Consider the following 19,885-nt stretch of genomic DNA (forward strand, 5'->3'; position numbering starts at 1 on the left):
GCCACAGCCCCGCAGCACGGCCGCCGGCTCCGGTCACGGCCCCGCGAGCATCCAGGCCGGGCACAGGCGTCAGCAGCCACCTGAGGAGGCCGGGGCGGCAACGCACGACCAGGCGAAGGTGTGCGGGACCTCGCACTTTGTACGCCGCCTTCACCCACGACAAGGCCACCGGACATGACCGAGGCGACCGCATTCGGGCGACGGCACAGAGCACCACCTCATCGACCGGATCCATCAAGCAGCCCGTGAGGGGAACGGACTCTGCGACGACAGAGGTACCGTGCACGGGCTTTGTCGTGCACCAGCATCTGCCCGGCCCAGGGGCTTCGCGCGAACCCCCCGCGTACCTGGGACGGAATCCCGAGCACCAGCGAGCGGCGAGGAGTCACCGTGACCGTATACGGGCCTGACGGGGACGGTGGGCCGACCACTCCTACTTCGGAGAACGTCGATGGCCGGGGCAGGGCTGTGACCTTGGCGGGGATGCTGGAGGCGGCCGAGGCTGCGGCGCCCGTGGAGTCGCTAGACGTGGTCGCGCGCACACTCAGGGAGCGCCTCGGGGCCGCGTCGGTGTCCTTCCTGATCACCGACTTCACCGGCGGTTCGGTCGTGCGGCTGGGGGCGGCGGGCAGCGTCGAGACCGATGAACCGGCCCGGCGCATCATGCTGGGGGGCACCGTGTACGAGGACGTGATCCGCACGCAGCGGCCGAGCGTGGAGGACAAGGGCGAGGGCGCGCTGGTTCGGATCGTGGCCCCCGTGACCAATCGCGGGGATGCCATCGGGCTCCTCGAACTGTTCCTGCCCGTGGCGCCGGATGCGGAGGTGATGCGGGAGATCGGCGAGGCCGCGCACGCCCTGGCGTACATCGTCATCGCGAACCGGTCCTTCACCGACGTGTACCAGTGGGGCCGCCGTACCACCCCGCTGAGCCTGGCCGCGGAGATCCAGCACCGGCTGCTCCCGGCCTCGCTGACGTGTGAGGCGGCGCAGTTCGCGGTGGCCGGGGCGCTGGAGCCGGCCGACCACGTCGGGGGTGACACCTTCGACTACGTGATCGACCGGGACACGGTCCAGCTCTCTGTCACCGACGCCATGGGTCACGATGTCGACGCCGCACTGCTGGCCACCCTTGCGGTGGGTGCCCTGCGCCGGGCCCGGCGGGCCGGTGCCGACCTCGCCGAACAGGCCCGCCAGGCCGACCAGGCCGTGCGCGAGCACGGCCGCCAGAGCTACGTCACCGGCCAGCTCCTGCGTGTCAGCCTGATCGACGGCAGGACCGAGTTCATCAACGCCGGGCACCCCTGGCCGTTGCGGATGCGGGACGGCCAGGTGCGGGAGATCGCTCCGAAGATCGATATATGCCGTTCGGCTTCCATGCCCCTCACACCTACCGGGTCCAGTCGCTGGACCTGCGTTCAGGCGACCGGCTGGTGATGTTGACCGACGGCATGCTGGAGCGCAACGCCAACCGCCTCGATCTGTCCGATCTGATCGTGGGCACCCGCGCGCTGCATCCCCGCGAGGCCGCCCGCGCCCTCATCGCGGCGGTCGTCGACGCCCACAACGGCCACCTGCAGGACGACGCGACCGTCATGTGCATGGACTGGCACGGCGTCGGCCACTCCCGGCGGGACGCCGCCACCGGTGCCGACCTCACCGACGCGTCCGCCGCGTCGCGGACGAGGCCGAGCATTCCCGGACGATGACTCGGGCCTTCTCCGGTCCTCGCTGCTGCGGGCCCTGGGCGGACGCCCCAGGGGTGCTTTGCCCAGGATGGCGGCCTCACCGTGGCAGTCGGCTCCGGAGGCGGCCCAGGCGCGGCCTGACAGGGACGAAGACAGCGGTCAGGACCACCACACCGGTGACGAGCAGGTGGAACAGACCCTTCCCCACCAATCCTCGGAGTGGTGGGGGAAGTTGGAGGAAGTATCAGCGGCGAGCGAGGCAGTACTCGTCACCGCGCCCGTTCGGTAGGCCGGCTCGTAGTGCGCGAGGACACCCTCTTGTCCTTTGCGAGCAGTTCTCTGTCCGTGTCGATCGACGGCGCCATTTCGACCTGCTTCTTGTCGTAGCGACCTTCAGATGCCCCGGATCGACCGCCGCGTCGCCCGGAGGGCGAACACCAGCCGGTGCCGGATCGGCAGGCCGAGCGCGACCGTCGCCAAGCCGGGCTGGGCCGTGGTCGTGTCGACGTAGACCGCTTCCAGGACACCGACCCTGTGGCGCGGAAGGTCGGTGTCCTGGCCTCGCCGTACCCTGGCGCCTTCCGCCTCGAACTCGAGGCTCCTCCGTCGCGCGTCAGCTACGGACCGATGCCTCGGCCACCGCCCGGCCCGTTCGCGGTGCAGCACGCGGCAACGCGTGTGAACAGCGGCGCAAGCCCGGACGCCGTCGCGGTCAGTAGGTGGTTAGGGAGATGGCGATGTAGTGCGCGGTGAAGGCTGCCACGGTCAGGGCGTGGAAGACCTCGTGGTAGCCGAACCAGCGGGGTGAGGGGTCGGGCCGCTGTAGGGCGTAGACGACCGCGCCCGCGCTGTAGAGGAGTCCGCCGACAACGATCAGGACGGCTACGGCTGCTCCGCCGGTGTGCAGGAAGTCCGGCAGGTAGCGCACCGGCGCCCACCCCAACGCCAGGTAACACGGGGTGTACAGCCAGCGCGGAGCTCCGACCCACAGGACCCGGAACACGATGCCGGCCAATGCCCCAGTCCATACGATCCACAGCAGCATGGAACGCTGTTCAGGCCGCAGGAGGAGCACGGCCAGGGGGGTGCAGGTGCCGGCGATGATCAGGAAGATGTTGGCGTGGTCGAGTCGTCGTAGAAGAGCCTCGCCCAGTGGTCCCCAGGTGCCGCGGTGGTAGACGGCGCTCGTTGCGAACAGCAGCAAGGCGGTGACCGAGTACACGGAGCAGGCCAGGACTGCCTGCGGAGTACGGGCCAGGCAGACGAGTACGACGCCCGCGATCAGTGCGGCGGGGACCATTCCGGCATGGAGCCAGCCACGCAGCCTCGGCTTGATCGGTTCGGCCAGGTCGGCCGCCCACTCCGCCAGGGCGGAGACCGAGTGAGCCTTCTCCCCTGCGTGTCCGCCTTGCGATCCGTCGGGTGGCCCGTCTTCACGGCGCTCTCCACGCGCTGAGGCGGCGTGACCGTATTCGACTTCAGCGGCATCACGGGACACTGCTTCTCGTTCTCCCTCGGGCGACTGGGCGTCACTGGCAGCAATGCGGTAATGCTAAAAGACCTCACTCCGGCAGGCATTCATGGGAGGTCGGTCCAGAACTCCAGAGCCACGTCGCCGGGGCCGGCCGACTCGCCACCGCATGAACTCCTGACCCGTTGCCCCTCCCGCGGATTGGGCCTGCCGAAGCCGAGTAAAACGGGCGGCCATGGGAAAGATCAGGGCTTCCGAACGGGCATCTCCGCTCGCCTACGCGCAAGGATCGCCGATGCTTCCTGAGGTCCGCCCCCACGTATCCACCGCCCTGGCAGACCAGTTGGAACACCAACTGGACCTGGCTCCGCATCTCGAGGCCGGCCGGCTCGATGTGGTGGGCGTCGCCGGCATCGCAGTCGTCGCAGCCGCCCACTCCGATGGTTACGCGGCCACCGGCCATCTCCTCGGGCTGCTGGCCGCGCTGCCTGCCCCTACCGAGGCAGGAGAACGCTTCTGGTCGGACCTGTGGAGGTCGTCGGGCACCGCGTACCTGCTACCGGTCAACATGAAGGCTCAGGTGCTGCGTTCTCTGGAAGGAGAGGGGACCGCCCTGGCCAGGCAGATCCTCTCGGCCGTCGATGAGATGACTCCGCCCCAGCGCGTGGCGGCCGGGGAGGTGATCGGTCAAGCCCTCGCCGAGTCCGACCATTTGCCCGACCTGAAGACACAGGTCATCGGCGAGTTGTGGCTCCGAGATCTCGAGCTCACCGCCTGGCGCGTTCTGCATGCGGACCGCAGATGGGACGATCCGGATGGACGGCAAGCCTTCCTCGCCGCCTGGACGGGCACCTGACCGTCTACTGCTCCGAACTGCGCGCGCAGAGGCACAGGGCATGCGGCGCCCGCATCGGACGACGCTCGAAGCAACTGAGGTCAGGAAGTTCGGCCGAGGTCACACCCGTCTCAACAGATCAGGGGCCGCGCAGCGATGGCTGCGCGGCCCCTGATCCTGTGCACGCCCTGCACGAGAGCAGGCGCTTCGCCCGGTGGGCGGCAAAGCCCACACGGGCGGCGCTCACCGGACGCAGTGTGCGTGATCCCTCGGGCGGGTCTGTGAGGTCAGGCCGGGGTGATGTTCTCGGCCTGCGGACCCTTCTGGCCCTGGGTGACGTCGAACGTCACGGCCTGGCCCTCCTGGAGCTCACGAAATCCCGTGGAGTTGATCGCGGAGTAGTGCGCGAAGACATCCGGGCCGCCGCCGTCCTGGGCGATGAAACCGAAGCCCTTCTCCGCGTTGAACCACTTCACAGTTCCCGTTGCCATGTCTGATGCCTTCCAGTCGATGAACGCCTACCACTCCGTGTGGAAGGCAGAGGTGATCGCCCTGGTCCCTGCGGCACAGCACAGCAAAACGCCCACACCGAAGGCGTGGGCAAGGGGGAGTTCCGAACCACGACAGCTGACGCAGACGCTACACGCCCACACGCCGCGTCACCACAGGAAACGATCACACCGCACGGCAGTCCATGCGTGCGGTACCCGCCGACGCGGACGGGCACGCTCGTCTCACGCTGCTGCGGTCGGGTCCGCCGATTCGGTGGCGCGGCGGTATTCGGCGTTGAGGCGCTGGGCTTCCTCGAGCTGGTCTTCGAGGATGATGATGCGGCAGGCGGCCTCGATGGGGGTGCCGTGGTCGACGAGTTCCCGGGCGCGGGCGGCGATGCGCAGCTGGTAGCGGGAGTAGCGGCGGTGTCCGCCCGCGGAGCGCAGCGGGGTGATGAGGCGGGCTTCGCCGATGGCGCGCAGGAAGCCCTGTGTGGTGCCGAGGATCTCGGCGGCCCGGCCCATGGTGTAGGCGGGGTAGTCGTCGTCATCGAGACGGCCGAACGTGTCGTCTGCTGTCATTGCACCTCTCTCTGGGACACCTCGAGGGGCCCTGGCGCCGTACCGGCACCAGGGCCCCGAAGGAACTCCTACACCATCTGCCGGCCCTGATACTGCACCGGCCCTCTGTTTCCGCAGACCCGACCGAGACGCTGTCGGGGGCGCGGGGATCGCGGTTGCTCGACCGGAGACCACCTCACTATCGATGTCCTGCGGTACCCGGGTCCAAGGCTTGCACCCGGGCGATCCTGATGGCGCTCGGCTCCTCCGTTCTTCCCTCTTGATCAACTACTCACTAACGGAAACTGCAACTGCTGATACCGCGAACCACTAGTGGCCTCGAACAGCGCCACTCTTCGGCAGCCAGCCCCGTCGCCCGTCCTGCGTCTACTCTGGCTTGGAACCCCACTGCCGAACTTCCCGGTGCGCGCGCCCGCAGCCGACGCCTTCACCGAGGTACTGCTCACTGACTTCACTGCTGGGTACTGCGAACCTTCACTTACTGGTACTGCCACTGCGGTACTGCTCATGGCGGCCCCTGATCACTGCGGGCCACCCGGTCCGGTCGTCAGTCCCGTCGCCGTCCTGCGACCACTCTGGCTTCGGAACTCCACCACCGCACCGTCATGCCAACTGCAACTGCGTACTGCTGCCCGGCAGTTCATCTCTGCCGGGCCTCTCTTGATCTCGGCTACGACAGAAACCTTAACCACAACGTCGGCCGATGTCTACTCCAGCGAGTACAGATTTCCGCGCGCTGGAAGATGAGGTACTCCGCCTCGACCAGTCTGCCTCGACCGGTCCCCACGGATGGTTCAAGCAGCTGCGAGGCTCTGGCCGGCTCTCACCGTGACCCACCACCGCGTGGCATGTCGGGTTGGGCGTGACGTCGCCGCCTGCGCCGCGGCTGCCGTCGGCGGCACCGGCCGACACTGCGTCTGGTGAGGACACCACCGACCGGCACGGACGTTTCCAGCCGTGACGCCCCCAGGTCGGCCGTTGACGAGCGTGGCAAAAGGCCCTGCGCCGCCTTCGACGATCCCGGGATGATCGAGCAGCTGGTGGCGAACCAGTACGGCCCCTGACTCGAGCAGTCCGCGGGCTGCGGAGAAACGGGCTCACGGCAGCGGGTGCCGTCATTTGTCGGCTGGGGTCCTCCGCCCCTTTCAGGCAAGCACTGGGGCTCTGCGGGGTTGGCAGGTGGAGGGCGGGGCGCAGGGGTCGGGTACCCAGGGCAGGAGGCATGGACGATTCAGAGATCAAGGTGACCTTGATGATCACGATGATTGCCGGCGCCGCAGCCGACCGTGGCTCCTGACGCGGCGGACACTGTGGTCCTGGTCGTCTCCGAGCTCGTCACCAATGCCCTGCGCCACGGTGGGGGCCGCTGCACACTGGAACCGGCTGCGCACCCCGACACCATCCAGGTCACCGTTCACGATCCCAGCCGGCATGTGCCGCGCATGCGCACTCCTGACCTGAACGGCGGAACGGCGGTACCGCGGGCTTCGGCTGGCCCAGGGTCACCGGCCTCGCCCACGCCACCGCGGTCACCCGCCGGGCCTCCGGCGGCGAGACCGTGAGCCCTCCTTGCCCAGTAGCGTCACCGCTCAAGCAGCCGGATGGCCGACGAACGTGGTCCGCCTCATACCGCAGCCCGACGAGTTGCCGGGTGACGTTGCCGCCCTGTTGGAGTCCGGCCAGAGCCACCAGAAGTCCCTGGCCGCGGCCACCGGTGGCGCTGCCGTCACCGGTCGGCCGACTGCCGAAGCGCTGTGGAGGCAAAGGGTGTCGGCTGTGCTGGGGGATTGCGCTCACTTGGGCGAGTTCGCCCGCCGTCTGCGACGCCCCCGTGAAGGAGGACGGGCCGCCCACGCGTCTGCAGTTCCCTGTCGCCCGGATCCTGCAGGGCAACGGTGACGGGAACCCGCTGCACACGGTGTGGGCCCGACCGGCGTACCGGTCGGGCCCACAGTGCTGCTCAGGTGTCGGCTCGTGTCTGTTTACCCGATCAGGCCGTGACGGGGGTGCCGAGCATCACGGAAGCGTGCTGCATCGTGCTGAGAATGCCCAGGGGCGCTGCCTTGGGAACGGCGCGGCAGGTGAAGCCGAGCTGAGCCATGGCCCGCAGGACTTCGGCGGCGCTGAAGTCACGGCGGTCCTGGCGCGTGATGACCTGGCCGACCTGCTTGACGGGGTAGTGGCGGCGGCCGATGATCACCGATTCGCCGGTGACCGGTTCGGGCTTGATGCCCTTCATCGATTCCAGCACGCCGGCCTTGGTGAGCTCGAAGGGGAAGCGGGCGATGACGCAGCGCATGTGGCCTCACAGAGAGAAGGGAAGAACGGTCCGACCAGGGGCCAGGTGTTTCAGCGGGAGAGGGCGAGGATGCCCAGGGCGCTGCCTTGCTCGTCGACCACCGGCAGGACACCGAGCCGACGGGTGCGCATCGCGTGCTCGGCTTCGGCCATCGTGGTCACGGGTGAGGCGAACGAACCGTGGTCGCCGAGGATGTCGCGCAGGCGGACACGGTCCGTGTAGTCGGAGCTGTCACGGACGGCGGCGAGTTCGGCATGGGTGACCAGGCCGGTGCACTGGCCGTCCTGGTCGCAGACGACCAGCCGGACCGTGCCTGCGGCGGCCATGACGGCCAGCGCCACCTCGACGCTCATGTCGTCACAGACCTGCGGTCCGGCCGCGTCCATGACCTCCACCGCTGTCCTGTGCGCGGGGTCGGCGTCCGCCGGGCGGGACTCTGTCTGAACCAACGTCAAAGCGTGCCTCCTGCAGAGATGGGCCGGCTTCCTGATCACTAAAGGTCTAGGCCACCGCGCCGAAGCCGGACTGGCGTCCGGGGGTGCGCCTGGTCGCCGAGGCGGGGCGGCGGCGACCTCGGGAGGTGGCGCTGCGCTTGGGGCGTTCGACCACCGGTGCGGTGATCACGACCGGGATGCCGGACGGGGCCTGGGCGCCGGTGATCCGGTTCAGGGCCTCGTCGCCCGAGCGGACCTGGGTGGTCTGCGGCCGGATTCCGGCGTCCGACATCAGACGGACCATGCCACGGCGCTGGTTCGGCGTGACCAGGGTGACGACGCTGCCGGACTCGCCGGCGCGGGCGGTCCGGCCTCCGCGGTGGAGGTAGTCCTTGTGGTCGGTCGGCGGATCGACGTTGACGACCAGGTCAAGGTTGTCGACGTGGATGCCGCGCGCCGCGACGTTGGTCGCCACCAGCACGGTGACGTGCCCCGTCTTGAACTGCGCCAGCGTGCGGGTGCGCTGGGGCTGCGACTTGCCGCCGTGCAGCGCGGCGGCGCGTACCCCGCTGTTGAGCAGGTCCTGGGTCAGTCGATCGACGGCGTGCTTGGTGTCCAGGAACATGATCACGCGGCCGTCGCGTGCGGCGATCTCGGTCGTGGCGGCGTGCTTGTCGGCGCCGTGGACGTGCAGCACGTGATGCTCCATCGTCGTGACCGCGCCGGCCGACGGGTCGACGGAGTGCACGACGGGGTCGGTCAGGTAGCGGCGTACCAACAAGTCGACGTTGCGGTCCAGGGTGGCGGAGAACAGCATCCGCTGCCCCTCCGGCCGCACTTGGTCGAGCAGGGCGGTGACCTGGGGCATGAACCCCATGTCGGCCATCTGGTCGGCCTCGTCCAGCACGGTGATGCCGACGTGGTTCAGTCGGCATTCGCCGCGGTCGATGAGGTCCTTGAGCCGGCCCGGGGTCGCGACCACGACCTCGGCTCCGCCGCGCAGCGCGCCGGCCTGCCTGCCGATCGACATGCCGCCCACGACCGTGGCCAACCGCAGCCGCACGGAGCGGGCGTACGGGGTCAGCGCGTCGGTCACCTGCTGTGCCAGCTCACGCGTGGGTACGAGGATCAGCCCCAGCGGCTGGCGGGGCTCGGCACGCTGTCCGGCGGTGCGGGCGAGCAGGGCGAGGCCGAAGGCCAGGGTCTTGCCGGAACCGGTGCGGCCGCGGCCGAGGACGTCACGGCCCGCCAGGGAGTTCGGCAGCGTCGCGCCCTGAATCGGGAACGGAACGGTCACACCCTGACTGCCGAGTTCGGCCAGCAACTGCTCAGGCATGTCGAGATCGGCGAAGCCATCAACGGCGGGCAGCGCGGGGGTGATCGTCCTGGGCAGCGCGAACTCACCTTGCACTGCGCCGGGCCGACGGCCGTAACCGCCGGAGCGGACGGGCCCGCCGGTACGGCGCGGTGCCTGCGAGCCGTAGCCGCTGGCGCCCCTTCCGGCGTCGGAACGGCCGTCACGGGCGCGGGCGGGGCGGTCGTTCGTGTACGTGCGGTTCATGCGGAACCTTCCTCGATGTGGCACATATCAAGGAATTCCCGCCGCGATGAATGGCCTGGAGAATTACAAGTATGGACCGGTGACAAAAGAAAGCAGATCTGGCCGGCGGAAACATCCGTGGGCACAGGTGCTGAAATGGGTGACGCGATGGGGACCTTGAGATCCGGGCGCCCGCTGCGATGCAGCGCTGCAGGACGCGCCTGCGCCCTGGGGAGGAACCGCTTGTAGTGGTACTGCGGATTCCTACGGGGCGTCCCGCGGGTGAAAGCCGATGCGGGATACGCGTGCAGCTGGGGCCCGCACCCCGAGGGATGCGGGCCCCAGCTACGGATTGCGCGTGAGCGTCAGGCCGGAACGATGTTCTCGGCCGTCGGGCCCTTCTGGCCCTGCGCGATGTCGAAGCTCACCTTCTGGCCCTCGAGCAGCTCACGAAAGCCCTGCGCGGCGATGTTCGAGTAGTGGGCGAACACGTCGGCGCCGCCACCGTCCTGCTCGATGAAGCCGAAGCCCTTTTCCGCATTGAACCACTTCACGGTACCAGCAGCCATGTCATATCTCCTTTGGGGCAGTGCATCGGCGTCCGCACTGCGCGGACGCCGTGTCGCCGCGATGATTACCCCGCCCGGAAATGACCGGAAATACAAAAGCCCTCTCGCCCGGCAGAAGCCTGGCGGGGGCACTTGAAGTTTGGGAACCACAACTGCAACTGAGATAGACAGTAGCACGCCGGAGCCGCCCGTGTGCGTTGGATAATTCCACTCCGCTCTTCGCGGCAAAAACTCCAGTTGCGCGGCCCCCCAAAAACTGATCCCTCGGGAACAGATATTGATTCACTCGGCGTTCAACGCCTCAAATCGGAGACCTCGCAGATCAGACGTTGATCCCGAATCAGCCGCAGGCCCACTGGGGCGCCGCCGGAGCGGGCGGCGTTGGTGACCAGCTCGCCGACGATCAGCTCTGTGGGGAACACCAGATGTTCCAGCCCCCAAGGATTCCTGTCCGCGGGTGTGGAACGGATCTCGCGCCAGTGCGCCGGTGTGGAAGGACTGCACATCACCAGGCTCAGTTGCAGCTCGGCGGCTTCGAAAGACTCAGCGCCTTCGCTCAGGGGCAGCCTCGGACGCACGGACGCTGTGTCGGTTTCGGCGCCGCGCCGTCGTAGGAAAGGAGGGCCTCGCTGAGCATGTCCTTGACGGCGTGGTCGATCCCGCCGTGCATGGTGACCACCCGGATGCCGCTGATGGCGGTGTGGCGGATCGACAGTGGCCGGGCCGGGCTGCTCCGTGGATATCTGTCACCGTTCCCTCGACTGCGCTCGTTGATGGGACCTCAAGGCCCGGCGTGACAGTGCGCCGGTAACCTGCCTCGGCGCTACGACGAACACGTGTGCGGCCCTTTTTGCCGTTCTCGCGGGACATGTGAGGCAGAGTGCCTGGTACGCGCAGGACGTGCGAAGGGGGAACGAGGGTGGACTCAGCCGAATCAGTCCCCGAGGGTGAGGGCAGCGTGATGCCGGACGCCCCTCGGATACAGGACACCGTCGCGCTGGACGGTGACGGGCACGTGATCGCTGAGGCCCGCCACCGGGCGGTGGACTTCCTCACCCGTGTCCAGGCGGAGCACGGCCTGCCGGTGTCCGCTCGCGCCGTGGACCTGACCCAACTGGTGGTCAGCGAGCTCGTCACCAACGCCCGCAAGTACGCCCCTGGCCCCGTGCTGATGGAACTGCGCGTCATTGGCGCCGTCGTGGAAGTGGTCGTGTGGGACAGCGATCCCGTCCTGCCAGTGGCGCGGGCAGCCGATGCGGGCAGAGTCGGGCAGCACGGCCTGGAGATCGTCATGGCCGTCGCCCAGGGCTTCGAGGCTCAGCGGGAGCCGGTCGGCAAACGCATCACCGCCCGCATCGCCCTGCCTGACGACCCCGGCGGGGACATCACCGGACGCCGCCCCCAGTAACGGCCTGCGCTCCCGTCGGCCTCACCGCCTTCCCTGGCGATCTGCCGTGAGGAGGCGGCAGGGGCGAATCGGGCGGGAGCGGCCGAGGCGGGCACGGTTCCGGCGCGCGGAGGGGCCGCCGGCTGACAGCGTCGCGAACGATGCCGACTTCGCGCGCACACGCACACCGCCGACGCCCGGTACGTCGGGCGGGCCGGTGCCCAGCTGCCCGTGTCGCCTCGTGGCAGGGCCGCTTCGGCGAGCACCACCGCGCCACCGCCATCAGGCGTGTCGGTGACGGTGATCCCCAGCTGGACCAGCAGTCCTACTACTGGGGTCTGCACAATCACTCCCATGCTGTCGTCCGCTGCCCCCTCCCAAGAGCACCCTCGTCTCGGGGTACCGATGCCTTCCTGGAACCCGCGGGACAAGACCATGCGCGCATGCCCGTGGCTCGCCTGCCATCAGCGTGCCGACGCGTTCCCCTTCTACGCCGGACCCCCGGCGAAGCAGGCCGACGGGGGTCCTCACGTGTCACGAGCGATCACAGGCGTGTCACCAACCCCGCGGACGCTCTCGCGCCACAAGGCTCTGACCTGGACTTACGTGCTCGACCTGGACCAACTGGATGCCCAGAGACGGTTTCTACGACATGTGCCACGTGGTACCCAGTGAGGGACCCAGGATCAGGACCGGAGCGTCTTCTGGCCCGTCAAAGCGGTATTGCAGGGTGTTCGGTGGTGTCTCACTCACGCCCCAGACCCTCTCACGTCTCACGACTGCCCCCGTGACGGGGGTTGCGACCGCACAGGTCTGACCAGGTGGAAGACCTCTCGGGCCGCGTAGCGCTTGAGGCTTCGGACGATTTCACGCCAGGCCTTGCCTTCCTTGCTGCGACGTTCGTAGTAGTCCTGGGTGCGCGGGTCGACGCGCAGGCGGGTCTGCACGATCCGGTGCAGGGCTGCGTTGGCTTGCCGGTCGCCGCCTCGGTTGAGGCGCCGGTACTGCCGACTGCCCGAGGAACGCTCGACTGGGCTGCCCCGCACCGGGCCGCGAAGGACGCCTCATTGCCCAGGCGTTCGGGTTGTCCCCGATCGTGATCAGCAAAGTGACGGCCGTGTCCGGACCGATGCCCACTACCTCGAGCAGCTGCGGAGCGTGGTGCTCCACCAGCCGGGTCAGGCGGTCTTCCAAGTCCTGGCCCTCGTCGCTGAGCTGCTTGATGCGCCGGGCCAGGAGACCCAGGGTGACGTGGGTGGCGTGGAGCACCGCCCCCTCGCCGGCATCGTGGTCGTTCCGGAGACCAAGGAGCTGTACGGAAGCTGGTGCCGCGACGGGTACGAGATCAAGCTCGTCGACATCCCCGCCTGGCACCTTGCCGTCCTCGGCCCCGTCCCCGTGCCCGTGCCCTCGCGGCTCACTCGGCCGCACTCCGTTATCCGGGCCATGCAGAACGAACGCCAGCCGCTCGGCCTGACCAAGCCCGTCCAAGGACGCGCTCTCCGGCTCATCCAGGCACTGATCACCACCGCCGAAGCCGAAGGCCACACCTGCTCGGCCGGCCACACCGGCTTCGCACCCCCACCTCATCGCCGCCGCAGGGCACATCCCCACTTCACCATCACCGCAAGGGCCGGCCAGTGGGGTTTCTTCGCGACCGGTTCAATCGCGGCACACCGACCTGGTGGGTCATCGGAAAGATGTCGATTGAGCGATCTTCGGAAAACCCGAGGTCAGATCCCATTTCCTCGCCCATCGCCATGCATGTGGGTGCCCAGGGAGTCAAACGGGCGTCACGGCCGACAGTCCGCCCTTTCAACCCGGTCACTCCAGCCGTCGCCAACACACCCTGCTCGACGCGACCGGCGTCCTCCTCGGCCAACTCCCGGTCAGTCGCGACCGGGTGTGGCTGGTCGTGCGAGACGCGGGCCCGACGGATCGACAGGTGGGCGACTCGTGGCGGAACGCTCCCTGTCAGCCGACCTGCTGCACCTTGATCGCGTCGCTCACCCGAACCGTCCCGGCTGCAAGGACGTCCAGGTAGACACCGAGCACGATGCCGGGATCCGCCGGGAGTTCGTGGACGGTCGAAGTACGCGTCAATTGGTCCGAAGACCGACCGCCAGCGTCAGTTCAAGGACCCGGTGTGGCGATGCGAGATCCGGAAACAGCTCCCGCAGCTGCGACATCCGGTACCGGACTGTCTGGGGATGGACGAACAACGCCGCCGCCACCTCGTCCCGCCTGCCTTGGTGCAGCAGCCACGCCCGCAACGTCTCCTCCAGCCGCCGAGCGGTCGCGACAGGCAAGGTGCGCAACGGTGCGAGGGCTCGGGCACGCAGGTCTGCGAACGCGTCCACGTCGGCGCTCAGCACCAGCTCGGGCAGGTGCTCCTCGGTGTCGCGGATATCAGAGGAGAGGGAGCGCGCGCGTACGGCTCGTGCGTACGAGGCGGACGCACGAGTCCATGGCCGGGCCGGGCCGACCACGGCGGTGCGGTCGGTCAGCTGCCGCAAGAGATGTGATCGGTCGGAATCGGGGACGAGCAGCACACCGGTGGCGTCCGGCAGATCGTCGAGGACGAGGGTGCTCGGGTCGAGCGCGCGGTAGGCAGGCCTGGCCTGGGCGGCGGGCAGCAGGACCGCCGTCAGCGTAACCGGAGGTTGCCATCCGGCCCGTTGAGCGGAGGCCAGCAGCACGTCCGGGCTCGCGCCGGCGAGGAGGTCGCGGGCCAGGTGTTCCAGGTGGCGCTCGTGGGCCCTGCCCCGGGCGGCCAGTTCGTCGGCGTGGCCCGCGGCGCTCGCGGCGGAGAGCTCGTCGATGTAGGCGAAGGTCAGCTCGGCGAACTTGGCGACCTCTGCGGCGGGCAGACCTGCGGGCACGGCGCCCGCTGCCAGGCATCGCCAGGCCACGCGGGCGCCGACGCGGTAGGCGCTGAGCAGGGCGTCCATCGAACGGCCGTCGCGCACCTCGCCGCGGCCCAGCTCGTAGGCCGCGTCACCGCCGTCGCCGCCCATGGCGTTCCCGCTCGCGAGGTCCAGGTAGTGCCCCAGGGCGGTGCGAACGGCTCGGCGGATGGTGCCGCCCATGCTGCCCGACAGGGCGTTGGCGTAGGAAGGGACCTCGTCGATGATCGCCTGGACGACCTCGTCGGCGGTGGTCTTCAGCGCAGCCCGAAGTGCGGTGACCGTCGTCTCATCCAGGGCCAGTTCGCTGGCCCTCTGGGTTACACGACTCACGTTTTTATTCCCTGCGAACAATTCCACCCACCAGATTCACGTCCTACGGTCAGGACTTTACGCCCTGAGACGCAGCAAGCTGGAGTCATGACGAGTGCAACCCTCCGCAGCAGGGCGTGGAAACTGCTGGAGATGGTCACGACGCCGCTGCTGCCGTCGGACTACCTCGACCTGGTCAGCCCACTGCGTGCGGGCGCTGACCTGCGGGGGCGCATCGAGGCCGTGCACCCCGAGACGGATGACGCCGCGACTGTCGTGATCAGGCCGGGACGGGGCTGGCGCGGCCACACAGCCGGTCAGTACGTGCGGATCGGGGTCGACGTCGACGGGGTGCGCCTGTGGCGTGCCTACTCCATCACCTCGCCGACAAACCGCCAGGACGGCCGCGTCACGATCACCGTGAAGGCGATCCCGGACGGCAAGGTCAGCAACCACCTGGTCCGCAGGGCGAAATCGGGCACGTTGATCCAGCTCGACCAGGCGACCGGTGACTTCGTGCTGCCGCAGGCCAAGCCCGCCAAGGTGCTCTACCTGACGGCCGGCAGCGGCATCACGCCCGTGATGGGCATGCTGCGCGACATCGAGTTCGACGACGTCGTCATGGTCCACTGCGCGCCACGGCCGCAGGACGTGATCTTCCGCAACGAACTGCACGATCTGGTCGCGGACAAGAAGCTGCGGCTCATCGAGGTGCACACCGACACAGACGGCATGCTCGACATCGCCCGTCTCGACGAACTCGTGCCCGACTGGGCCGAGCGCGAGACCTGGGCTTGCGGGCCCGCGGGCCTGCTCGACGCCGCCGAAGAGCACTGGAGCGGGCACGGCGTCCAAGAGCGCCTGCACACCGAACGCTTCCGCCCCGGCATCGTCGTCGCCGGCGACGGATGCGGCGGCGGCGAGGTCACGTTCCGCGCCACCGGCAAGACCGTCCACGCGGACGGCGCTACGCCGTTGCTGGACGTCGGCGAGGAGGCCGGCGTGCTCATGCCGTCCGGGTGCCGCATGGGCATCTGCTTCGGTTGCGTCACGCCGCTCAAGGCGGGCGCCGTCCGCGACCTGCGCACCGGCGAGATCACCGAGGCCGAGCCGGGCGTCCTCATCCAGACCTGTGTGTCCGCCGCGGCGGGCCCTTGCGACATCGAACGGTAGGAGCACCTTGACCGCCATCGACCCCACCGCCCACCTGACGGCGGAGCAGATCGAGGAGCTCGGCCACGAGCTGGACGCGATCCGCGACGAAGTGATCGCCGGACGCGGCGAGAAAGACGCCGCCTACATCCGTAGGGTCATCTCGGCGCAGCGCAAGCTCGAGCTGGTCAGCAGGGGCGTGCTGCTGTTCTCGATCTTCCCGCCCGCGTGGCTGCTCGGCACCGCCGGTCTGTCCGTGGCGAAGATCATGGACAACATGGAGATCGGCCACAACGTCCTGCACGGCCAGTGGGACTGGATGCGGGACCCGAAGATCCACTCCACCACCTGGGAGTGGGATCACGTCTCGCCGTCCGAGCAGTGGAAGCACTCGCACAACGAGCTGCATCACACGTACACCAACGTGATCGGCAAGGACAACGACCTCGGCTACGGCATCATGCGCGTCGACGAGGACCAGGAGTGGCACCCGTTCCACCTCGGCCAGCCGCTGTGGAACTTCATCAACGCCTGCTTCTTCGAGTACGGCATCGCAGCGTACGACCTGGAGCTCGGCAAGAACCTGAACAAGCGCCGCCGCAAGAACCCGGAGTTCCGCACGCGGGCCAAGGCCGTGGGCCGCAAGATCCGCAAGCAGGTGCTCAAGGACTACGTGATCCACCCGCTGCTATCGGGCCCGTCGTTCCTCCCCACGCTCGCCGCCACGTTCACCGCGAATCTGGTCCGCAACATCTGGTCGCACTCCGTGATCATGTGCGGGCACTTCCCCGAGGGCGTACAGGTCTTCGAGCGCCGGTCGATCAAGGGAGAGACGCGCGGCCAGTGGTACCTGCGCCAGATGATGGGCTCGGCGAACATCAGCGGCAGCAGGGCCATGCACTTCATGACGGGCAACCTGTCGCATCAGATCGAGCACCACCTGTTCCCGGACCTGCCGAGCAACCGGTACGCCGAGGTCGCGGTGAAGGTGCGCGCGCTGTTCGAGAAGTACGAGCTGGAGTACGTCACCGGACCGCTGCCCAAACAGGTGTTCTCCGCGTGGCGCAAGGTCTTCCGGCTCTCGCTGCCGAACAAGAAGCCCGAGGTCAAGACGCCGGACCGTGAGCAGGAGCTCGTCGCCGCCTGATTGTTACAAGCGCCTGGCTCACGAACCCGAGGTCAGGCGCCCTTGTCCGCAGGCTCCAGAATCGCCACGCACTCCACGTGATGCGTCATCGAAAACACGTCACAAGGTGTGTGGACGGGAGGAGAATCTGCAGGTCACATGGGGTTTTCCTGCCTTGGGCGCGGGCTGTGAGGCGGCCGGAGCGTCAAATGAGCGTCATGTCTGACGGCGGGCGCGAGGTAGCCGTACACGAGGGTGACGAAGCCGGTTCCGTGGCTGTTCGGGCGGTCGAGGAGGGCTTTGTTGATCGCCTGGGCGACGGCGTCCGGCCCCGGCAGGAGGGGGGCGCCGGCGGTATGGCGGACCAGTGCGGTGGTGGTGCAGCAGTGGCACCGCGTCCGCAGACGTCGCCGAGCCTGAAACGCCCAGGTCTGGTCGGCGAGGGGGAAGACGTCGTAGAAGTCGCCGCCGATGTCGAGTCCTTCACCGGCCGGGTGGTAATACGTGGCGACCTGCGCTCCCGGCAGATCGGGGACCTCGGGCAGCAGTAGTTGTGCCGCTGACACGGACGCGCGGGTCACCCGTTCGCAGGGTGACCGTGAGCTCGCCAGGGCTGCCCAAGTCCTCGCCCTGGTGCAGGGTGAGGACGGCATCCCCGGGGACCAGGCCGAGTTCACGGGCGTACGCCCCGAACGCGGCGGCCGCGGCGCCCGTCGCCGGGTCCTCGACGACGCCGCCGACGGGGAACGGGTCCCGGACGTGGAAGACGGTGGCCGACTCCCGCCACACCAACTGGAGCGTGGTTAGGTCCAGGCGGTGCATCAGGGCTTCGAGGCGTGCGAAGTCGTACGCGAGTCGGCGAGGCGCTCGCGCGTCGCGGCCGCGAGAATGAGATGGCGGGCGCCGGCGAACGCCACCAGGGGCGGGAAAGCCGAGGTGAGATCGGCGGCCGGCCAGCCGAGCGCGCCGAGCGCCTCCGTGAGGTCGGCGTCGGCGATCTCCTCGATGTGCGGCTCGACACTGGTGAGGGTGGCCCTGACCGTCCCGCCCTCCTCGGTCACCTCCACCGGCACGGTGCCGACGCGCGTGGCGAACACCAGCTTCCCCGGGCCCGTCCGTTCGGCGAGCGCGATGGCGGTCGCGATGGTGGCCTGCCCGCAGAAGGGCACCTCCGCCTTGGGGCTGAAGTAGCGGATGCTGTACGCCCGCCCCTCCTGGCCGTCGAGGCCTTCCGGTGGCGCGGTCAGGAACGCGGACTCCGAGTATCCGAGATCGGCGGCGATGGCCAGCATGTCGCTGTCGTCCAGGGCTGTGGCGTCCAGAACGACGCCGGCGGGATTTCCGCCGTCGGGGACGCTCGAGAAGGCGGTGTATCACAACACCTGGGGCTGGGCGCATTCGTCGTCATGCTCGCAGCAACCATGATCGGCGCGCGGCTATTTCCGCGGGGCAACCGAACCGCAGGAGCCGCCGCAGCTTGCCGAACACGGTCCGGTCACTGACGCTGAGCCCATGGCGCCGATTTCCCGCCCCATCCGATCCGGCGGGATTGTCGCGTTCGGTACGACATGCCGGCGCTCCTCTGGCAGCCTGTCGACGAAGGCATGACGAGGAGAGCGGGGGCAGGGATGGATGAGGTGGTCCTCGACGTGGCCCGGGCCATCCGGCCGTATCTTCCGAGCCTGGTCGGAGGGGACGCGCCGCGGTGGGACCTGCGGATCGTCGCGCTGCTCGACCGGGCACGGGACGGCGTGGACGTCGGCGAGGCCGTCCTGGAACTGCTCGGCGAATCGCCGGCGACGCTCGCATGGGCGGCGTCCGTGCTGGAGGACGAGCGGCATCTGCCTCCGGACCTCCAGCACAGAGCCGTGCGCTCGGGGGACAAGACGGGATATTCCCCGCTGGCCAATCCGCACGGCGGCGATCCCGTGGACGCCCAGCGGTACCTCTGTCCCGAGGACGGCGCCTACGCGTGGTGGCGCACGTCGGTGGGGCAAGAGATACCCGAGTGTCCCGATCACCCGGGTGTCAGGCTGGTCGCGAGTTGAAGGCGTACTGAGCATGGGGACGTTCTGGTCGGGGGTGGGCGGCAAGCTCGCCGAGCGCTGGGCCGCGGTCGCGTTGCCCGCCCTGACGTTCTGGCTGGGTGGGCTGCTCGCCTGGACACTCGCCCGAGGCGGGCCCCACGTGTGGGAGGCACCCGCACACTGGCTCGGACGGCAACCCGCCGGTGGGCAGGCGGTGGTACTGCTCGCGCTGCTCTGCGCCGTCGGCGCCTGCGGAGTCGTCGTCGACCGGTTGACCGGACCCGTCCTCGCACTGCTGGAGGGCTATTGGCCCGCGCCGCTGCGGCCGGTCCGCCGACGGCTGGTCCGGCGGGCGTCGCGCTGGGCGCGCGCTGCCGGGGAGGAGTTCCAGTCACTCGCCGAGGCGATCCACGATGGCAGCGCTACTCCCGAACAGCGCGAACGCTACACGTCCGTCGACAAACGCCTGCGGCGCCTGCCCACCGGGCCGCGCATGCTGCCCACGCGGGTCGGCAACGTTCTGCGGGCCGCGGAGACCCGCCCCATCGACAAGTACGGTCTGGACGCGGTGGTGGTCTGGCCCTGTCTGTGGCTGCTGCTCCCAGACACCGTACGGGCCGAACTGACCGCCGCTCGCCGGTCCCTGGACACCTCGGTCGGCGCCTGCGTGTGGGGACTGCTCTTCCTTGGCTTCACCCCCTGGACACCGTGGGCCCTGCCCGCCGGGCTCGCCGTCGCCCTCTCCGCGGCGTTCGTATGGGTTCCGGCCAGGGCCGAGCTCTTCGCCGACCTGCTGGAAGCCTCCTTCGACCTGCACCGGGGCGCGCTGTACGCCCAGTTGCGCTGGCCACTGCCGGCCAATCCCGCCGAGGAACGCGTCACGGGGCGCAGGATCACGACGTACCTCCTGCGCGGACTCGATGGGACGAGTCCGACGTTCACCAGTGCCGAGCCCCCGAACCTGCCGACACCCTAGACGAGTCTTTCCAAATGCCTGCGGGCGCGAGGAGAGGGTGTCCATGATCGTTTGTGACGACGAACCTGGACACCCTCGTGACCGCACTCT

General features: G+C 68.9%; 19 protein-coding genes and 3 pseudogenes. 9 read left to right on the top strand and 13 right to left on the bottom strand.

Annotated features, from left to right (window positions below):
• Positions 1-468 precede the first annotated feature (468 nt).
• A pseudogene (locus ACFZDC_RS40960) lies at positions 469-1,709 on the top strand (PP2C family protein-serine/threonine phosphatase).
• A gap of 691 nt (positions 1,710-2,400) precedes the next feature.
• Here ACFZDC_RS40960 and ACFZDC_RS40965 read toward each other — a convergent pair.
• Entirely contained in the window at positions 2,401-3,057 is a 657-nt protein-coding gene (locus ACFZDC_RS40965; RefSeq protein ID WP_391332094.1) for a hemolysin III family protein, read from the bottom strand.
• Between the two features lie 337 nt (positions 3,058-3,394).
• Here ACFZDC_RS40965 and ACFZDC_RS40970 point away from each other — a divergent pair, with 337 nt between their 5' ends.
• Positions 3,395-4,015 carry a hypothetical protein gene (locus tag ACFZDC_RS40970; RefSeq protein WP_391332073.1) on the top strand — a complete coding sequence of 207 codons (621 nt, stop codon included), beginning with the start codon at positions 3,395-3,397 and terminating at the stop codon, positions 4,013-4,015.
• Positions 4,016-4,281: 266 nt separating this feature from the next.
• Here ACFZDC_RS40970 and ACFZDC_RS40975 read toward each other — a convergent pair whose 3' ends face one another.
• Complete coding sequence (locus ACFZDC_RS40975; protein ID WP_030212004.1) at positions 4,282-4,485, bottom strand: cold-shock protein; 204 nt, start codon at positions 4,483-4,485, stop codon at positions 4,282-4,284.
• A 243-nt stretch (positions 4,486-4,728) separates the two neighbouring features.
• Positions 4,729-5,067 (bottom strand): MerR family transcriptional regulator, encoded by a 339-nt coding sequence (locus ACFZDC_RS40980; protein WP_366360420.1) that lies wholly within the window; start codon positions 5,065-5,067, stop codon positions 4,729-4,731.
• A gap of 920 nt (positions 5,068-5,987) precedes the next feature.
• Between ACFZDC_RS40980 and ACFZDC_RS40985 the strand changes: the two genes are divergently transcribed.
• On the top strand, positions 5,988-6,131 hold the full coding sequence (locus ACFZDC_RS40985) for a hypothetical protein (protein WP_391332076.1): 144 nt from the start codon (positions 5,988-5,990) through the stop codon (positions 6,129-6,131).
• Positions 6,132-6,344: 213 nt separating this feature from the next.
• Positions 6,345-6,631 (top strand): annotated as a pseudogene (locus ACFZDC_RS40990) (ATP-binding protein); the annotation flags it as partial.
• A 426-nt stretch (positions 6,632-7,057) separates the two neighbouring features.
• On the opposite strand, the gene ACFZDC_RS40995 reads toward ACFZDC_RS40990, so the two are convergent.
• From ACFZDC_RS40995 to ACFZDC_RS41015, 5 genes are all read right to left on the bottom strand, one after another.
• Positions 7,058-7,366, bottom strand: coding sequence for an SCO5918 family protein (locus ACFZDC_RS40995; protein ID WP_391332077.1), 309 nt, complete (start codon positions 7,364-7,366; stop codon positions 7,058-7,060).
• Between the two features lie 50 nt (positions 7,367-7,416).
• Entirely contained in the window at positions 7,417-7,821 is a 405-nt protein-coding gene (locus tag ACFZDC_RS41000; RefSeq protein ID WP_391332078.1) for a CBS domain-containing protein, read from the bottom strand.
• 46 nt (positions 7,822-7,867) lie between these two features.
• Complete coding sequence (locus tag ACFZDC_RS41005) at positions 7,868-9,361, bottom strand: DEAD/DEAH box helicase (RefSeq protein WP_391332080.1); 1,494 nt, start codon at positions 9,359-9,361, stop codon at positions 7,868-7,870.
• Between the two features lie 344 nt (positions 9,362-9,705).
• Positions 9,706-9,909, bottom strand: coding sequence for a cold-shock protein (locus tag ACFZDC_RS41010; protein ID WP_023586105.1), 204 nt, complete (start codon positions 9,907-9,909; stop codon positions 9,706-9,708).
• A gap of 293 nt (positions 9,910-10,202) precedes the next feature.
• A complete protein-coding gene (locus ACFZDC_RS41015; protein WP_391332082.1) occupies positions 10,203-10,487 on the bottom strand; it encodes a hypothetical protein in 285 nt (94 codons plus the stop codon).
• Positions 10,488-10,870: 383 nt separating this feature from the next.
• Between ACFZDC_RS41015 and ACFZDC_RS41020 the strand changes: the two genes are divergently transcribed.
• The gene (locus ACFZDC_RS41020; RefSeq protein WP_391332083.1) at positions 10,871-11,317 is read left to right on the top strand and encodes an ATP-binding protein; all 447 of its coding nucleotides are present in this window, start codon (positions 10,871-10,873) and stop codon (positions 11,315-11,317) included.
• Positions 11,318-12,069: 752 nt separating this feature from the next.
• On the opposite strand, the gene ACFZDC_RS41025 is transcribed toward ACFZDC_RS41020, so the two are convergent.
• The 3 genes from ACFZDC_RS41025 to ACFZDC_RS41035 all read right to left on the bottom strand — a co-directional run bounded on the left by ACFZDC_RS41025 (position 12,070) and on the right by ACFZDC_RS41035 (position 14,535).
• On the bottom strand, positions 12,070-12,342 hold the full coding sequence (locus ACFZDC_RS41025) for a transposase (protein ID WP_391332084.1): 273 nt from the start codon (positions 12,340-12,342) through the stop codon (positions 12,070-12,072).
• 928 nt (positions 12,343-13,270) lie between these two features.
• Complete coding sequence (locus ACFZDC_RS41030; RefSeq protein WP_267911787.1) at positions 13,271-13,399, bottom strand: hypothetical protein; 129 nt, start codon at positions 13,397-13,399, stop codon at positions 13,271-13,273.
• Positions 13,396-14,535 carry a helix-turn-helix domain-containing protein gene (locus tag ACFZDC_RS41035; protein ID WP_391332086.1) on the bottom strand — a complete coding sequence of 380 codons (1,140 nt, stop codon included), beginning with the start codon at positions 14,533-14,535 and terminating at the stop codon, positions 13,396-13,398. Before ACFZDC_RS41035 ends, ACFZDC_RS41030 begins: the two co-directional genes overlap by 4 nt.
• An 87-nt stretch (positions 14,536-14,622) precedes the next feature.
• Between ACFZDC_RS41035 and ACFZDC_RS41040 the strand changes: the two genes are divergently transcribed.
• Positions 14,623-15,687 carry an FAD-binding oxidoreductase gene (locus tag ACFZDC_RS41040; RefSeq protein ID WP_391332087.1) on the top strand — a complete coding sequence of 355 codons (1,065 nt, stop codon included), beginning with the start codon at positions 14,623-14,625 and terminating at the stop codon, positions 15,685-15,687.
• A gap of 7 nt (positions 15,688-15,694) precedes the next feature.
• Positions 15,695-16,813, top strand: a complete 1,119-nt coding sequence (locus ACFZDC_RS41045; protein ID WP_391332089.1) for a fatty acid desaturase — start codon at positions 15,695-15,697, stop codon at positions 16,811-16,813.
• 134 nt (positions 16,814-16,947) lie between these two features.
• Here ACFZDC_RS41045 and ACFZDC_RS41050 read toward each other — a convergent pair whose 3' ends face one another.
• Together ACFZDC_RS41050 and ACFZDC_RS41055 are read right to left on the bottom strand one after the other, a co-directional pair.
• On the bottom strand, positions 16,948-17,373 hold the full coding sequence (locus tag ACFZDC_RS41050) for a hypothetical protein (RefSeq protein WP_391332096.1): 426 nt from the start codon (positions 17,371-17,373) through the stop codon (positions 16,948-16,950).
• A pseudogene (locus ACFZDC_RS41055) lies at positions 17,276-18,200 on the bottom strand (PhzF family phenazine biosynthesis protein). The gene ACFZDC_RS41050 and the pseudogene ACFZDC_RS41055 overlap by 98 nt, the downstream one beginning before the upstream one ends.
• Before the next feature lie 220 nt (positions 18,201-18,420).
• Between ACFZDC_RS41055 and ACFZDC_RS41060 the strand changes: the two are divergent.
• Both ACFZDC_RS41060 and ACFZDC_RS41065 read left to right on the top strand, forming a co-directional pair.
• Complete coding sequence (locus ACFZDC_RS41060) at positions 18,421-18,840, top strand: hypothetical protein (RefSeq protein WP_391332091.1); 420 nt, start codon at positions 18,421-18,423, stop codon at positions 18,838-18,840.
• A gap of 13 nt (positions 18,841-18,853) precedes the next feature.
• Positions 18,854-19,795, top strand: coding sequence for a hypothetical protein (locus ACFZDC_RS41065; RefSeq protein WP_391332092.1), 942 nt, complete (start codon positions 18,854-18,856; stop codon positions 19,793-19,795).
• The last annotated feature ends 90 nt before the right edge of the window (positions 19,796-19,885 follow it).

Source organism: Streptomyces sp. NPDC007905, from assembly GCF_042959345.1.
In the GTDB taxonomy this organism is placed as follows: domain Bacteria; phylum Actinomycetota; class Actinomycetes; order Streptomycetales; family Streptomycetaceae; genus Streptomyces.

What these genes read in the sequence shown, in the direction of transcription:
- ACFZDC_RS40970 (WP_391332073.1), top strand. Translation starts at nt 3,395, where the DNA reads ATGGGAAAGATCAGGGCTTCCGAACGGGCATCTCCGCTCGCCTACGCG.
- ACFZDC_RS40975 (WP_030212004.1), bottom strand. Translation starts at nt 4,485, where the DNA reads ATGGCAACGGGAACTGTGAAGTGGTTCAACGCGGAGAAGGGCTTCGGT.
- ACFZDC_RS40980 (WP_366360420.1), bottom strand. Translation starts at nt 5,067, where the DNA reads ATGACAGCAGACGACACGTTCGGCCGTCTCGATGACGACGACTACCCC.
- ACFZDC_RS40995 (WP_391332077.1), bottom strand. Translation starts at nt 7,366, where the DNA reads ATGCGCTGCGTCATCGCCCGCTTCCCCTTCGAGCTCACCAAGGCCGGC.
- ACFZDC_RS41005 (WP_391332080.1), bottom strand. Translation starts at nt 9,361, where the DNA reads ATGAACCGCACGTACACGAACGACCGCCCCGCCCGCGCCCGTGACGGC.
- ACFZDC_RS41010 (WP_023586105.1), bottom strand. Translation starts at nt 9,909, where the DNA reads ATGGCTGCTGGTACCGTGAAGTGGTTCAATGCGGAAAAGGGCTTCGGC.
- ACFZDC_RS41020 (WP_391332083.1), top strand. Translation starts at nt 10,871, where the DNA reads ATGCCGGACGCCCCTCGGATACAGGACACCGTCGCGCTGGACGGTGAC.
- ACFZDC_RS41040 (WP_391332087.1), top strand. Translation starts at nt 14,623, where the DNA reads ATGACGAGTGCAACCCTCCGCAGCAGGGCGTGGAAACTGCTGGAGATG.
- ACFZDC_RS41060 (WP_391332091.1), top strand. Translation starts at nt 18,421, where the DNA reads ATGGATGAGGTGGTCCTCGACGTGGCCCGGGCCATCCGGCCGTATCTT.
- ACFZDC_RS41065 (WP_391332092.1), top strand. Translation starts at nt 18,854, where the DNA reads ATGGGGACGTTCTGGTCGGGGGTGGGCGGCAAGCTCGCCGAGCGCTGG.